Origin of the sequence: Pseudomonas sp. ADAK7, from assembly GCF_012935675.1 — a bacterium.
Classification (GTDB): Bacteria; Pseudomonadota; Gammaproteobacteria; order Pseudomonadales; family Pseudomonadaceae; genus Aquipseudomonas.
Genome location: NZ_CP052861.1, coordinates 962,599 through 977,643, shown reverse-complemented (window position 1 = coordinate 977,643; position 15,045 = coordinate 962,599). Strand labels below are relative to the sequence as shown.

Sequence of the window (15,045 nt, the reverse complement as noted above, 5' to 3'; positions counted from 1 at the left end):
TATGTAGTTGGCGATGGCAATTAATAACTACACTAAATGACCGTTTAGTTTAGTTATAAAAAACAACTTATATCAGCCTCATTATGAAAGAAGGAAACAAGCCGATGCAAAGCCCACCGAATGCTCGAGAACTGATCGCAACCCTCGAGCTGGAAGAACACGTTGAAGGCGGTTACTACCGCAGAACCTTTCAATCGGATCGCCACGCCATGGTCGACACCGAGGGCGGCGAGCGCTATTTGATGACCTCCATTTATTATCTGCTGACCCAGGATTTGCCCATTGGTTACTTTCACTTCAATAAGTCCGACATCGTGCATTACTACCATTTGGGCGATGCGATTCAGTACCGCCTTATTTATCCCGACGGCACCTTGCAATCCGTGGTGATGGGCAGCGACGTCAAGGCCGGCCAGCTTTTACAACTGCATGTGCCTGGTGGAATCTGGAAGGCATCGCAACTCATGCATGGATCTGCAGGTTATGGCCTGATCAGTGAAGCCGTTTCACCAGGGTTCGATTTCACGGATATGGAAATGGGCAGCAGGCAAATACTTACTGAGCGGTTTGCCGAGCACTCAGCGTTGATTGAAAAGCTGACACAGGAGTAACGGTTGCAGTGAGCTGAAAGCGGATGCGGTGTTGGCGCGGGGTGAACGGCCGACGGTGGAACGCGTACGCCTGGAATTGGGGCGTGGCAGTCCGGTGCGGGTTGGCAGCCTGCTGGATCAATGGTGGGCACGCTTGGCCGAACGCCTGAGCGGCGAGACCCGCTTGCCGACGTTACCCGGCGAAGTGTCACAGGCTTTTGTCTTCGTGTGGCAGCAGGCGATTCATCTGGCGCAGGGCATCGCCGAACAGGCGCTAGCGGAGCAACGTCAGGTGCTGATCGCTGATCGCAGAACGCGAACGGGTGGCGGCAGTCGAGAACCAAGCGCGTCAGGACGCGGCGCAATTTCGCCAGCAGGCGGCAGAAGCCGTGGCCGGGCGCCAAGCGGCCGAGGCGCGCCTGGCGGATCTGGAATTGTTACTGTCCCAGCGCCAGCTGCAGATCGAGGACCTGCAACAGCAGCGTGAAAGTTGGCTGCACGAGCTTCGTGAAGCTCAGCAGCACAACCAGATGTTACAACAGGAGCTGCAGGCGCTGCGGCTCAAGCCGAGCAGGAGCGTGTTGCTCAGGAGAACTACGTGCGCGGGGATGAAGACCGCGCGTACCGCGAGGTCGATCGCGCCCGGGAGGAAGGCAAGGATTCAGCAATCCAACTAAAGGAAGTCGGGCGCCACGTCGAGCAGTTGCAACGGCGGCTGGAGTCTAAGCAGGATGAGTTGACTCGTGCTCAGCAAGACGCAGTAGCGCAGCGCGCTCGAGCTGATACGCTCGAAACGCAGTTGCAACTGGCGTTCCAGCCGGCTAAAGCAAAGTCGCGGCCGAGCAAAAAAGCATCCAGTGGGCGTGCGAAAGCACATAACGTCGCTGGTTCGTCCCCTCCATCACGCCAGGGAGGCAAGTAAGCACATTGCCGACATCGTACCGGCTGGTACCCAGCTCACGTCGGCATCCTTTTTGTCCGTGATTGCGGCGTCCAATTCGGGGGGCTGACGGCGATCTATGGAGAGCTGCCGTCAACACTTTGATCCAGTTTCCATGCATTCGCGATTGGGGGGCAGTTGAAGCACGAAATCCTCGCAGATGAGCGCCTCCAATTCATGAGAGGACGTTCTGTTCATTTCAGGGGCTCGCGCCAAGCGGCACTATTCGATCAGGTGCGGAGCTGGCTCAGAACCACCAAGCTGCGAACAATTGCATCGGGGGGCATTACACTACATGTAATGAATTAGTCCTTTACCTACAGTCCTTAATAAAGGCTCAAATCAAAAAAAAGCGCTCAATTAACGCCATTCATACCTTACCCCTCGGCATCGACTGCCCGCTACAGACCGGATGTGGATAGTTCACTAACAGTGGTTCTCCACGTCATGTCCCAGCGATTGCAAATACAATGCGAACAATTCGGGTTGCGACGAAATGCCAAGCTTTCTATAGAGATGTCGTCGATGTACCTTGACGGTTTCCGGAGAGATCATCAGAAGCCTTGCAACGGCTTTTGTGGAATGGCCGCGAAGGATGAGCAAGGCGATTTCCATCTCTCGATCAGAGAGTACGGACGATCCGAATTGACCGAGAGCGTCCCTCATCTGAGAAGTTGACGCACTGCTGGTCAGTTGTAAACTCTGGCTGTATTCCTGCCAATGATGCTTCATAAACGCTAAGACCCATGGGCAGATCGTGGTCAGTATTCCGTGCTGTTCGATCAGAAAAGGCCGACTTGTGCCCAATGACAGCGACAACGTTCCCTGGCTAGGTATCTGCAAAATGAACTGCTCCTCGTCTTCCAACACATTGGCGTGGAAGTAACTGAGGAAGTACTCGGATTGGCGAAACTGGTCAGGAGCTACTTCCTCCAGGCGATGCAGTCCGCTGGAAATTCCGTCGCGACAGGCTTGGTAGAAAGGGTCGAGCTGGTATAGCCCATTGAGATAGGCAGGCAAGCCCAAACCATCATGTGGTACGGCATCGTATAGCTCCAGTACTATTGGCGCGCCACTGTTTGGATAAAAGATTGCCAACGCATTGTCGAACGGCACCCACTGCTGCAACAACAATGTCAGCTGCGTCCAAAAACGGGGCTTCCCAATATGCTCGATCACTCGGCCTAGGTTGGAGTGCATGCTGATTTCGCGAAACATCTGATGCGTCCCTGTGCCCCTCAAAAGTACAGTCGGTTTTCCTCTACTTCACATATCCGCGTCAAGAGGCGTAACTCTTAACGATGATTGGTTGTGCGCTGTTGCCCAACTAGATTGCGTCCGGGCAGCGCCCGTCATGAAAGATGCGGTGTCGTTCTTTCTTGCAGCCTCATTCTCAAAGGAGTTCCCATGCGTGCTCGTCAACTTGGTATCACGGTAGGTTCCGGTACCACCGGCGAATTCAATGCCATTACCGACGTCCCCGGTGTTCGCATCGGCCACAGCACCCTTATCTCCGCAACCGATGGTAAGCCGCCCCATATGGGCGTGACTGTGGTGCAGCCGCGGGCCGGCGCGGCTCGATCCTTGTTGCGCGGGCTTGCATGTACTCAACGGTGACGGCGACGCAACGGGGCTGGAATGGATTCGCCAGGTTGGCCTTCGCTACGTGTTGCACCAGTCGATAACAGCATGGCAATGTTCTGCCCAACTTGATCATAGTTGGAGTCCTGCAGGTACTGGATTGGAGCGAGCAGGGCAACTCACCTCTAGACTCAGTGGTAAGGATGGCAGCGCTCAATCCACTTGTGTGGTGCTGAGGCATCAACCAATTTTTTGCCCCTTCGGATCCTGATGCCATACCTAGCGTAAACAACCTATCCCCCATCAGGTGTTGGGTAACGCCTGATTCCGTGTTTTTTACTTCCTCCTGTAACTCACCTCACTCCACCGACTAACCCTGGCAGAGTAACTCGTTGCAGTGATTACCATGCCGTCCCGCCCCCCTCATACTCATCACCAGCCCCGGCGGGGGATGTACGCAGTTTTCTAGTACCTGACTTGGCTGGAAACACCGATTGCTCAATGAGCGGGCTCTCCCTTTGCTTGTCGCACGAGAAATTTCTTTGAGTGCCCGAGAAAGGTCGTCTTGAAGGAGGCGACAGAGCTCTGAACAATCCACCATCAAAACTTTATCGAGTAGTCAAAATGATTTGCCCTCGTGTTCTCGTCCTGGAGAGCTACCTGTCTCAACGCACCGTATTGGTACGGATGCTATATCGACTGGGCGTACGTGATGTCCTGCAAGCCAGCGAACCTGAGCAGGTAATGGACCAGATAAGCCGGGCAGGTGATGTCGACATCATTATTTGCAGCCTGAATCACAAAGGGCTCGAGGGACTGGACTTTCTTGGCCGAACTCGAGAAAAGCAGCGGGTGCAGGCGGTGGTGTTATGCGGAGAATGCAGTGCGGACTTGCACAGGGCGTTGGAGAGCTTGGGAAGTCTTTCGGGACTACCGATACTCGGAGTTTTATCTGCGCCTTTTAAGCTCCGATCGCTCTATGAACTGTTGCTGCGTTATGGGCTACGAGGGGCGATCGGTCAGCCCTGTGCTGCGCCTCAAACTGTGCTTTCAATGCTGCCCAATGAAGTGGAAATACGCCGCAGCCTGGCCTTGGGGCATTTTCGTGGCTGGTATCAACCTAAATTCCAGCTGGCTGACGCAAGCCTGGCCGGTGTCGAAGTTCTCTCGCGCTGGGAGCATCCGCGTAAAGGTGTGCTGATGCCCAAAGATTTTCTGGCCGCCATGGTTGCCTATGACCTGATCGATGAGATGTTCAAGCAGTTACTGGATCAGGGGCTGACGTTGCTACAGACGCTCGACCAACATGCGCACCTGGGGTTAGCCTTTAATCTGCATATTTCTCAACTGATCAAGCGTGAACTTGTAGAGCATATAAAAACTTCTCTTAAACGCCATGGGTTCGCTGGAAATATCTTAACATTCGAGTTGGCGGAAAATGGTCTTTCTGACCTGTGTCCAACAACAAGAAAACATATTTTTGAGTTGCACAATATGGGCTGCAATCTGTCGATCGACAACTTCGGGAGCGGGTTTTTTTCTCTTTCCTTGTTAAGCCAACTGCCGCTCAGCCAGATAAAGCTCGACGCAAGTGTTATCGAGGGAATAAAGGGTAGCCATGATCATGCGCTGATATCCAGCGCTCAGGCGCTTGCCCATGCCTTGGGGAAAGGTCTTGTGATTGAGGGCATCAGCAATCGGAATATGTTGGGGCGCTTGATCAATATGGGTTGTACGCTCGGGCAAGGCTACTATTTGGCCCGTCCCATGAGCGGGCAGGATTTTCAGAGTTGGCTGAGTCAGGAAGACATTGAAAACCACCTAAAACGAAATCGCTAACTTCTACTTCTTCAATATCACGCAATCCATTGGACATTTTATGTATAAGGCAATTATAGCGGACGATCACCCGCTGATCAGACTGACACTCAGAAATATCTTATGCGAACGGGGTTTCGACATAGTTGCGGAAGCGGAAAACGGTGCCGAAGCTTTGCAACTGGCCCGACTGCATGTGCCGAACATTATGGTGCTCGATATTTCCATGCCCAAGATGGATGGGCTTGAAGTCATCACGCGCATCGGAATGATGGACCTTCCCATCAAGATCATGGTCTTTACTTCGCAGGCCGCAGAGATTTATTCATTGCGCTGCATGAAGGCCGGAGCAGCTGGTTTCGTATCAAAAACCAGCCATCAGGATGAGTTGATCAGAGCCATCAGAGCAGTCATGGACGGCTATAACTTCTTCCCCAACCTGTCTGCCAGTTCAGTGCGGAGCAGCGATATTCATGTGTCAGATGCTGATTTGATTAAAAGCCTGTCGGACCGCGAGTTGAGCATAATACAGATGCTTGCAAGTGGTCTGGGGAACAAGGAAATAGGAACAGCTCTGCTGATCAGTAATAAGACAGTCAGCGCCTACAAGGTCAAACTTATAGAAAAACTCAAGGTGAAATCAGTTATTTATCTGGCCGACTTTGCCAAGCGCAATAATCTGATATAGGCGGATTTTTAACGGTATATCTGTTGGTCACTGGCTAAAAACTTACTCTGCATCAAGAGTGCGCGAGCAAAACGCTAGTATTGTTTCTTTTCGCCATCTACTGCATCTGGTTGACTGAGTCACAATAGTCGGCTGAATTTAGTGAACTTTACGGTTTCGTTCGATGAGTTACTTCATGTGCTTGCTTATTGTTTTTATCTTGCTTTCGGTAGTCCTGCATATTGCTCAGTACCGTCTTTCGCGCCATGCACAGAAGGTCCTCGCAAATGAATACCGCCTGCTTGAAAGTCGTTACGAACTGACTCGCAAGATGCTGGATGGAACACCTCACCCTCTCTACATCCGTGATCGAATGGGGCGAATGCTCCTCTGCAATAGCAGTTACCAGAACATGATCGGTCTTAGCGAAAGCGACCTCATTGGTACCTCAGCACTTGATGCACCGCTTGCCGATAGGACCGAGGCGGAAAACTACCACAGCTATTGCCTGGAGCTGATGTGCAAAGGAGAACCCCATCTACATGATCGAGACCTGACCATGACAGATGGGCGAGCCTTGAAAATCTACCATTGGGCATTACCGTATCGAGGGTCCGACGGTGAGGTCGCCGGGATGGTCGCCGGTTGGATTGATGTCAGCGGACGCCAGCAACTGCTGCATGAGTTGAGCGAAGCCAAGAATGCCGCCGATGCGGCCAACCGGGCAAAAACTACCTTTCTGGCTACCATGAGTCATGAGATTCGCACGCCGCTAAATGCCGTTATCGGCATGCTCGAACTGGCCTTGAAGAAAGCCGAACAGGGTGTAACCGACCGCTTCGCTATCGAGGTGGCGTCTGGTACCGCAAAGGACTTGCTCGGCCTGATAGGAGATATCCTTGATATCTCCCGCATCGAGTCTGGAAAGCTTTCGCTGGCGCCGGAGCGCGCCAATCTGCTGAATATCGTTGAGTCGGTGACCCGGGTATTTGAGGGCGTCGCCAAGCAGAAACATTTGTACTTGGTCGTGGAGTTGGACACTTACTCAGATCGCGACGTATGGATAGACCCTTTGCGGTTCAAGCAGATCCTTTCCAATCTGTTGAGCAACGCGGTCAAGTTCACTGAAGAGGGGAGTGTCTGGGTGAAGATGCGTGCCGAGGCAGCTTCGGATGGCAAGTCTATCCAGATAACCCTCAGGGTCGAGGACAGCGGAATCGGCATCTCCCGGCAGGACCAGCAAATCCTGTTCAACCCTTTTGCCCAGGCCAGCAACAATCCGCAGTCATCTTATAGTGGATCGGGTTTGGGCCTGATGATCAGCCGCTCGCTGTGCGAAATGATGGGGGGAACCCTGACCCTTTCCAGTTCCTTTGGCGAAGGTACGCAAGTTGTGGTTGCTCTGCACCTGCCTGTTCTCCAGCCACTGGTTGAACGGCCAATAGTCGAGGAGTTGCCAGTGGGTACCAGGGAACGGAGCCTGCGTGTCCTGGTAGTGGATGACTATCCCGCCAATCGTCTTCTGCTGTGCCAGCAGATGAGCTATCTGGGGTATCAGGTCGAAGATGCCGTGGACGGCGCCCACGGCCTGCGGGCATGGCGCAATCGTCACTTTGATGTGGTCATCACCGACTGCCATATGCCGATCATGAATGGCTATAACCTGGCACAGGCAATCCGGGAAGAGGAATCTGTCCGTGGGCTGGAGCCCTGCTTGATCCTGGGGCTCACCGCCAATGCGCAACCTGAAGAAAAGCTGCGTTGCCTGGAGGCTGGCATGGATGACTGCCTGTTCAAACCGATCGGCCTGAAGGCGCTGGAGGTATGGCTTAGTGCCGCGCCCGAAGTGATGAATCCTGCCAGGGCCGAGATTGAAGCTCGGGATGATGGCATCGAGGAAATTGACCTCACCAATCTTGAGCAACTGACCCGTGGTGACAAAGACGCTATAAGAAAGATTCTGCAGGAGTTGGACGCCAACAATGAAGAGGACATGACACACCTACAGAAGTTGTTCGCCCAACATGATGTGCAAGGGCTCTCCAATCTCGCCCATCGAATCAAAGGGGGGGCCAGAATCATCAGTTATGCAGCCTTGACTCAGTGCTGCGAAGAGGTCGAGGCCGCCTGTCGCGAAGAGGAGCGTGCGGCTCTCACAGAAACGATCAACAGTCTCTATCAGTGCATGGAGCGGTTGTCTTTCTACCTCAGGACTAAATATCGCCTCAATGATGGACGTGATTATGGCTGAGTCGCGGACTGCTAAATCCTAGGCAAGATAATTCAGAGCTATCGCGAGAATTTTCCTATCGCGCGATAGTCTTTTCCCGGCGCAAATGACGCCAACTCCCCACACAATTGCGTTGTTGTTATTCACTCTCCAAGCCACCGTAATCGCCTGCATATAAAACTGCTGCCTAAAAAGCAATAGCCCGGCGTTAGTATTGTTGAGCGAAACAATTAAATATTGTGCAAGAACTTACTTGACCTGAAGGAAATACCGCTATGAAGAAAAGTTTGATCGCTGTAGCGCTGCTGACTGGTTGCGCATTTGCAGGCATGGCCAACGCCTATGACGGCACCATCAACTTCATCGGCAATATTACTGATGCAGCGTGCACCGTTACTGCAAACACCGCCAACCAGACCGTCACATTGGGTAAGGTCCAATCCACTGCCCTGCCGAGTGTAGGCGCGACCGCTGCGCCAACGCTCTTCAGCATTGTGCTAGCCAATTGCCCGGCAGCCGTCACGGGCGCCTACATCAAGTTCGACGGCCCGGCCGACACTCTGAACAGCAAGCTGCTGGCTCTGACCAGCGGTACTGGCGTGGCAACCGGTGTCGCTATCGGCTTGTATGAGCAGGACTCCTCTACTCAGATCCCGGTAGGTGGCTCGGCGAACCCTCATGGTATTACGCCCCCTGATGCTACCTACAACTTCATTGCCAAGTATGTTGCCACTAAGGCTGCTGTTACAGCAGGTCCCGCGAACGCGGTCACCAACTTTACCATTATTTACAATTAAGTCGTAAAGCTCGGGCATTAGCATACTTAATGCCCGGCACGACTGAGTGATTAAGTCGTACCAACTTTCCTGGAAAAGAACAGGGAATGAGGACAATTCAAGGAGCATTTATCAATGCATTGGCTCAAGTCCGTTTGTATCACCGGCTGTCTCTTGGGTATTACCCATACTTCCTGGGCCGGCGTGGTGGTGGGCGGAACTCGTGTGGTGTATGACGGCTCGAAAAAAGAAGCCTCCATCTCGGTCATGAATCCGGAAAAAACCACACCCTATCTGATCCAGTCCTGGGTCGAGAGCACGTCGGCTACTGCCACTCAGAAGGCCCCCTTCATCGTCACACCGCCATTGTTTCGCCTCGATGCAGGGCAAGAAAACGTGCTGCGAATCATCCGTACCGGTGGCACCTTTCCAGAAAACAAGGAGTCAGTGTTCTGGGTCAATATCAAGTCGATTCCCTCCTCGGAAAAATCTGACACCAATCAATTACAGATTTCGGTAAAAACCCGAATCAAATTGTTCTACCGTCCGCTCGGTTTGTCCGGCTCCGCCAGTGAGGCCTATAAATCCCTGAAGTTCAGCCGCTCCGGCAATCAATTGCAGGTCAACAATCCAACGCCTTACCACGTTTCTTTTTATCGCGTGAGCGTGGGTAACGCCGAGATTGAAAATGCCGGCATGGTGGCGCCACAAAGTTCACTGACATTGACAATTCCGGCCGGTGCGACTGGTGTTGCAAGTTGGCAGTCGATCAATGATTTCGGTGGTATCTCTCCGGATGTCAGTGCGCCACTCTGATTAAGTTCAAAGGCCTGCCCCCCCTCGCTTAATTAAATATCAATCCGCTGGATCAATTGCCCGCAGCCAGTGGGAGCGGCTTACGTGCCATACAGTTGAGTGGAGTTTATTGACATGAAAAAACATTATCAAAGTCCTGTGCCATGGCTAAAAGCAGGTGGTCGTTCATATGCGTTCACTCCCACGCGTCTGACGACATTAGTAGCAACCCAATTCGTTCTGGGGATGAGTTTGCAACCCGCCTCGGTATTGGCGCAGGACTATTTCAACCCTCAGGCATTGGAAATAGATACCCTCAGCCAGCAGTCCATCGACCTTGAGCGCTTTTCGAGCCAGGGTGGGCAGCTTCCCGGTACCTACCGGGTTGATATTTTTCTGAACGACACTCGCATCAGCAATCGAGACGTCAACTTTGTCGATGTAGAAGGCAAGTTGCAGCCCGAGTTGACGACTAAGCAATTAAAAGACATGGGCGTCAAACTCGAAGCCTTCCCAACACTGCAGCAATTACCGGAAGCGCAAACGATCACTAAGCTGCGGGACTACATTCCGGACTCCAGCAGTCGGTTCAACTTCGGCGAGCAACGCCTGGATCTCAGCATTCCGCAAGCGGCGCTGAGCAGCGAAGCCCGTGGTTATGTGGACCCCTGCACCTGGGACCAGGGGCTAACGGCTGGCTTGCTGAATTACAACTTCAGCGGCGCCAATACTTCGCGCGACAACCGTTCGGGAACCGACGACAGTTATTACCTGAACCTGCGCAGCGGGTTGAATTTGGGTGCGTGGCGGCTGCGCAACTATTCCACCTACAACCAGAGCAGCGGCAAAAGCGGTTGGGATAACGTTAACAGCTATGCCCAGCGGGATATTCACTCGTTAAAGGGGCAACTGACCCTGGGTGATAGCTCGACGCCCAGCGATGTGTTCACCAGTGTCCAATATCGAGGGGCGCGGTTGGCATCGGACGACAACATGTTTCCCGACAGCCTGAAAGGCTTTGCACCCGTGGTGCGTGGCATCGCGCAGAGCAATGCCCAGGTCACCGTGCGGCAAAACGGCTACATCATTTATCAGACCTATGTGCCGGCCGGTGCCTTCACCATTACTGACCTCTATCCCACATCGTCCAGCGGTGATATGGAGGTCACCATTACCGAGGCCGACGGTACCGAACGACGCTCCCTCCAGCCGTTTTCCGCCGTGCCCGTCATGTTGCGTGAAGGGCGCCTGAAGTACTCGGTGGCCGCGGGTGAATACCGCTCGACGGCCAGCGAGAGTAGCAAGCCGGCCTTCGCCCAGGGCACGCTGATCTACGGTATGCCTTATGACTCCACGCTGTACGGTGGCTTGCTGGCGTCTGGAAAATATTCCGCGACCAGCCTGGGGGGCGGCCATGGGTTTGGTGACTGGGGTTCGCTGTCCACCGATGTGACACAGGCCAAGACCGAATTGCGCGATGGCTCTCGTCATGATGGCCAGTCGTATCGCATTCAATACGCCAAGGACATCGCCGTCACCGGCACCACCTTTACCTTGGCCGGTTACCGTTACTCCACCAGCGGTTACTACGACTTCCAGGAAGCCAATGAAATCGATCCTGGCAACTTCAATGATTGGCGCCGGACCTATAACAAGCGCAGCAAGGCGCAGATCAACATCAGCCAATCGCTGGGCGAGTACGGCAACTTCTATGTTAACGGTTATCAGCAGGACTTCTGGCGGCAAAAGGGCTACGAACGCAGCCTGAGCACCGGTTACAACCTGAGCTACAACGGCATCAGCTACAGTGTGGACTACACCTATACTCGGGCGCCGATCTATGAAGGTCGCAACAGCAAAGATCAACAACTGTCCTTTAGCGTGCAGGTTCCCTTGGAGAAAGTGCTGCCTAGCAGCTGGGCTCGCTACAACTTCAACACGAGCAAGAAGGGCAATACCACCCAGGATGTGAGCCTGAGCGGCACCGCCCTGGCGGACAACAACCTGAACTACAACGTACAGCAGGGCTATGCCAACCAGGGCATAGGCTCGAGCGGTAGTGCCAGCGCCAACTACAAGGGCGCCTATGGTGAAGCCCGGGCGGGCTACAACTATGACAAGAACTCGCAACAGGTGAACTACGGGTTCCAGGGCGGGGTCGTGGCCCACCCTTACGGCGTGACCTTCTCCCAGGAACAAGGCGAGACCATCGCCTTGGTCCGCGCGCCGGGCGCGGCGGATGCGAAGGTGCAAAATAATACCGGTGTGCGCACGGACAGGTGGGGTTACGCGGTGGTGCCGTACGTCAGTACCTATCGCAAGAACCGTGTCGCGCTGGATAGCGAGACGCTGGCGGAAGATGTGGACATCGACACCAACACCCAGACGGTTATTCCAACCAATGGTGCGGTGGTACTGGCCAACTTTAAAACTCGCGTGGGCAGCCGCGTGCTGATGACACTGAACTACCGGGGCAAACCCGTACCGTTTGGCGCCACCGCCTCCCTGCGGCAAGAGGGCGGTGCCATGGAGAACAGCAGCATTGTCGGCACGGATGGCCAGGTGTATCTGAATGGTGTTCCGGAAAAAGGTCACTTGCTGGTTAAGTGGGGCAATACGGCGAGCCAACAGTGTCAGGTTGACTTCACCTTGCCAAAAGTAAATCCCCCATCATCAGTGGCGACATCCGATTTTATTTGTCGATAATCGGACACTTAGAGAGTAAGTAAATGAGAAACATCGAAGCAGTTATTGCCTCGCTACTTGGTATGCTGATAATTCTTCCCGGGGCAGCTTGGGCTGCATGCGCTTACGAATCTGGCGAGAGTAAGGACACAAAAACTATTAACTTCGGAACTGTGACGGTTCAGCGAGATACTCCCCTTGGAGCGGTCCTGTCAACCAAATCAGTAAGTTTTCAAAGTGGGAGCTACATCTGCTCATCGACTTATAATATTACCGGAAATATAGGTAAATTCAAAATCTTCAGCTCTTATGGGAAAAACGTTTATAGTACTAACATCGCCGGCGTGGGGCTATTGTTAGAATACATTTTTCATGAGACTACCTATCCATATCCATTTACGTTTCAATATGGCCAAGGCAATTGGTATCATTACGGCGTCGTTAATGCCTCTTTAATCAAGACATCAGTTGGCTCTACTGGTAGCGGCACCTTGACCCCTGGCACATTGGCATTTGATAACGCCGACACCCTTAGGCTTTTTGATCTAAATTTGACAGGAATCAACAATATTGTTCCTGTCGCTTGCTCAGTTACTAATACCGCCATCAATGTACCGATGGGGAATGTACAGCGCAGCACATTTACAGGCGTAGGGTACATAGCGAGTCCGGTTCAGTTCCTTATCCCGCTTAACTGCGACGCTGGTACTCGGGTTAATTTAAGACTAGACGCGACCACTGATAGTTCTGGTGTGCCGGGGGTGATGGCAATTAATTCATCCGCCACGGGCAATGCCGCCAGTGGAGTGGGGATAAAAATCACACGCGATGGTGCACCAGTGACCTTTGGTGAAACAGTCCCGGTAGGAGTAATGGCTAATAGTGGCACGTACAACATTCCGTTTGTTGCGCAGTATTATCAGACCAGCCCCAATGTCAAGGCCGGCTTGGCCAACGGAACAGCAACTTTTACCATGACGTATAACTGATTTCCCTACCTGTACTTATGTCGCATGCCGTTGCGGAGCTATCAAACATCAACGACCACCAGAACAAGGCGTTGGTGCAGCACACCGAAAGACACGATTTTTCCGTCACCGATTAACGTTGCGATTTGAAAACAACCGATTCAAGCCACCTAGCAACCTGAACCCTGTGGCGCCAGAGCAAGGAGCTGGACCAAGCACATGCGCAGTGAGTACTTCATCAGATCAGATTGTTGCGTTTGGCCACGTCTGACAGATACACCAGGGAGTTCACATTGAGCTTCTCGAACAGTCGGGCTTTATACATGCGTTTGATCTTATTGCTGAGCAGCATGTCTTCGCCGATCTGCTTGTTGCTCAAGCCTTTGGCAAGCTGCTGCAGGATCAACAGTTCCTTGGAGGAGAGGCTCTTGAACAAGGCCAGTTCGGTGGCTTCCATGCCCCCTCGGCGCACCGAGTTCAGGGTCAGGTCAGGAAAAAAAGTATTGCCAGACACAGCGATTCTCGTGGATTGGGTCCAATGGCTCTTCCAGCCAAAATTCAATCTGAAAACAGATGCAGTCATTGGTGTTGAAGTGCTGGCCCGCTGGCGACATGCGTCCGGCAAAACTCTGATACCTGCTTGTTTCGTGACCACGCTGGATCGCTGCGACTTGCTCGATGAACTGCTGCGCCAGCAACTGTATCAGGGGCTGGTCCTGCAACAGCAATTGAGGGCGCAGGGGCATGAGCTCAATTTCGTCTTCAATCTGCACGCAGTGCAATGGTCCAACGGTATGCTCGCTTCACAGATCCGAACCTTGCTCAGCGAGTACGGCGCGCGCGGTTCGAGCCTGACCTTCGAGTTGACTGAGAGTGACCTGCTGCAAGCGCCAGAAACCAGCCTGGAGTGCCTGTTTAGCTTGCAGATGATGGATTGCCGGTTGTCGATCAAGAATTTCGGCACCGACTATTCTTCGCTGCAGCGCTTGTTCCGGTTGTCGTTCAACGAAATCAAGCTGGGTGCCGGGTTCGTCCAAGCACTGCCCCGTGAGCTACGTTGCCAGGCGGTGGTCGGCAGCACCTTGGCGCTGGGTGAAGCCCTGGGGGTGGCGGTTGTAGCGGAGGGCATCGAGACCGGCGAGCAACGGCGACACCTACTAAACATGGGCTGTACGCAAGGGCAGGGGGATTGGTATGTCAGGCCCATGAGTGGCGCGGACCTGCTCCAATGGCTCGGGCGGGCCCAACAAAGTAGCCCGCGCGCATGACCAGCAAGGCTCTGCGCGTCCTCCTCGCCGATGAGCATCACAGAGCAATTGTTGCGTATCGAAAAACTGCTAAAACCGACCGGGACATGCCAAGTAATCTTCTCACTCAAGTCCGGTGAGGAACGCATGGATGTTCGCCTTCTTTACGCTGAGTTTCAAATAAACGAGTGCAGCTCTGCTGGGGTTCATTTACACAGTCGGTCTGCTGGTAGCTACGAGTTTTGTATAAGCCACGGTCACCGCAATGTGTAGTTATCTGCCATAGGTGGACCTGGTTAACACTACATTTAATATAGGCATTGCCATCGTCGACAAAAGTACGCCGCTGGGGGATTAAAAGAGCTTCGATCACGTCGTTCTGGAAAACGCTGCTTGCTGGTTGGCTTACTTAGGGTAGACATACCGCTCTTTGCGGGATAACTGGCGTTGGTCTTTTAAGGTCTATGGCATTTTCTCTCGGTCTCCGAGAAATTTCCTGTAGGGATAGAGCTGTTTCTACTGTTGGCCCCAAGGGTACTCCCGGAAAATTGGCGGATTCCCCTCGCAACCGGGTGCCCTCTAATGTCCAGCATGCTGCTCCGTGTTCCGGGGCTTGAAGATCCTTTAGTTCAACGTTCTGTTATTTTCAGTTCATTGGTGCAGTTGGGTCGTGCTGGGGGGTGGAGTACTGGCAACGTTTGTCTTGAGGTACTGAATATAACTACCTGACCGCATGGGTCAAGACTTA

The 15,045-nt window shown here is 53.2% G+C and carries 11 protein-coding genes and 2 pseudogenes; 11 read left to right on the top strand and 2 right to left on the bottom strand.

The features are described from left to right. Positions 1-104 precede the first annotated feature (104 nt). Positions 105-611 carry a cupin domain-containing protein gene (locus tag HKK53_RS04375; protein WP_169369700.1) on the top strand — a complete coding sequence of 169 codons (507 nt, stop codon included), beginning with the start codon at positions 105-107 and terminating at the stop codon, positions 609-611. Positions 612-624: 13 nt separating this feature from the next. After that, positions 625-1,512, top strand: a pseudogene (locus HKK53_RS04370) (DNA-binding protein). A 444-nt stretch (positions 1,513-1,956) separates the two neighbouring features. On the opposite strand, the gene HKK53_RS04365 reads toward HKK53_RS04370, so the two are convergent. After that, a complete protein-coding gene (locus tag HKK53_RS04365; protein ID WP_169369699.1) occupies positions 1,957-2,748 on the bottom strand; it encodes a helix-turn-helix transcriptional regulator in 792 nt (263 codons plus the stop codon). Between the two features lie 189 nt (positions 2,749-2,937). Between HKK53_RS04365 and HKK53_RS32525 the strand changes: the two are divergent. The 8 genes and pseudogenes from HKK53_RS32525 to HKK53_RS04325 form a co-directional block, all read left to right on the top strand. Then, positions 2,938-3,190: pseudogene (locus tag HKK53_RS32525) on the top strand (P1 family peptidase); the annotation flags it as partial. Positions 3,191-3,657: 467 nt separating this feature from the next. Continuing rightward, positions 3,658-4,950 (top strand): EAL domain-containing response regulator, encoded by a 1,293-nt coding sequence (locus tag HKK53_RS04355; protein ID WP_169369698.1) that lies wholly within the window; start codon positions 3,658-3,660, stop codon positions 4,948-4,950. 40 nt (positions 4,951-4,990) lie between these two features. Continuing rightward, positions 4,991-5,617, top strand: coding sequence for a response regulator transcription factor (locus HKK53_RS04350; RefSeq protein ID WP_169369697.1), 627 nt, complete (start codon positions 4,991-4,993; stop codon positions 5,615-5,617). A 163-nt stretch (positions 5,618-5,780) separates the two neighbouring features. Beyond that, positions 5,781-7,847, top strand: coding sequence for an ATP-binding protein (locus tag HKK53_RS04345; protein ID WP_169369696.1), 2,067 nt, complete (start codon positions 5,781-5,783; stop codon positions 7,845-7,847). A 254-nt stretch (positions 7,848-8,101) separates the two neighbouring features. Then, positions 8,102-8,623, top strand: a complete 522-nt coding sequence (locus HKK53_RS04340; RefSeq protein WP_169369695.1) for a fimbrial protein — start codon at positions 8,102-8,104, stop codon at positions 8,621-8,623. 114 nt (positions 8,624-8,737) lie between these two features. After that, positions 8,738-9,418, top strand: coding sequence for a fimbrial biogenesis chaperone (locus HKK53_RS04335; protein WP_169369694.1), 681 nt, complete (start codon positions 8,738-8,740; stop codon positions 9,416-9,418). A gap of 225 nt (positions 9,419-9,643) precedes the next feature. Beyond that, a complete protein-coding gene (locus HKK53_RS04330; RefSeq protein ID WP_169369693.1) occupies positions 9,644-12,103 on the top strand; it encodes a fimbria/pilus outer membrane usher protein in 2,460 nt (819 codons plus the stop codon). A gap of 23 nt (positions 12,104-12,126) precedes the next feature. Beyond that, a complete protein-coding gene (locus tag HKK53_RS04325; RefSeq protein WP_169369692.1) occupies positions 12,127-13,071 on the top strand; it encodes a fimbrial protein in 945 nt (314 codons plus the stop codon). A 217-nt stretch (positions 13,072-13,288) separates the two neighbouring features. Here HKK53_RS04325 and HKK53_RS32520 read toward each other — a convergent pair whose 3' ends face one another. Then, positions 13,289-13,507: a LuxR C-terminal-related transcriptional regulator gene (locus HKK53_RS32520; protein ID WP_237150698.1), complete on the bottom strand. Its 219-nt coding sequence runs from the start codon at positions 13,505-13,507 to the stop codon at positions 13,289-13,291. Here HKK53_RS32520 and HKK53_RS04315 point away from each other — a divergent pair. Continuing rightward, positions 13,479-14,318 (top strand): EAL domain-containing protein, encoded by an 840-nt coding sequence (locus HKK53_RS04315; RefSeq protein WP_237150696.1) that lies wholly within the window; start codon positions 13,479-13,481, stop codon positions 14,316-14,318. The genes HKK53_RS32520 and HKK53_RS04315 overlap by 29 nt on opposite strands. Positions 14,319-15,045: the final 727 nt, after the last annotated feature.

Bases quoted from the DNA above. Each gene is read 5' to 3' on its own strand.
- HKK53_RS04375 (WP_169369700.1), top strand. From the start codon at position 105: ATGCAAAGCCCACCGAATGCTCGAGAACTGATCGCAACCCTCGAGCTG.
- HKK53_RS04340 (WP_169369695.1), top strand. From the start codon at position 8,102: ATGAAGAAAAGTTTGATCGCTGTAGCGCTGCTGACTGGTTGCGCATTT.
- HKK53_RS04350 (WP_169369697.1), top strand. From the start codon at position 4,991: ATGTATAAGGCAATTATAGCGGACGATCACCCGCTGATCAGACTGACA.
- HKK53_RS04325 (WP_169369692.1), top strand. From the start codon at position 12,127: ATGAGAAACATCGAAGCAGTTATTGCCTCGCTACTTGGTATGCTGATA.
- HKK53_RS04335 (WP_169369694.1), top strand. From the start codon at position 8,738: ATGCATTGGCTCAAGTCCGTTTGTATCACCGGCTGTCTCTTGGGTATT.
- HKK53_RS32520 (WP_237150698.1), bottom strand. From the start codon at position 13,507: ATGGAAGCCACCGAACTGGCCTTGTTCAAGAGCCTCTCCTCCAAGGAA.
- HKK53_RS04365 (WP_169369699.1), bottom strand. From the start codon at position 2,748: ATGTTTCGCGAAATCAGCATGCACTCCAACCTAGGCCGAGTGATCGAG.
- HKK53_RS04330 (WP_169369693.1), top strand. From the start codon at position 9,644: ATGAGTTTGCAACCCGCCTCGGTATTGGCGCAGGACTATTTCAACCCT.
- HKK53_RS04345 (WP_169369696.1), top strand. From the start codon at position 5,781: ATGAGTTACTTCATGTGCTTGCTTATTGTTTTTATCTTGCTTTCGGTA.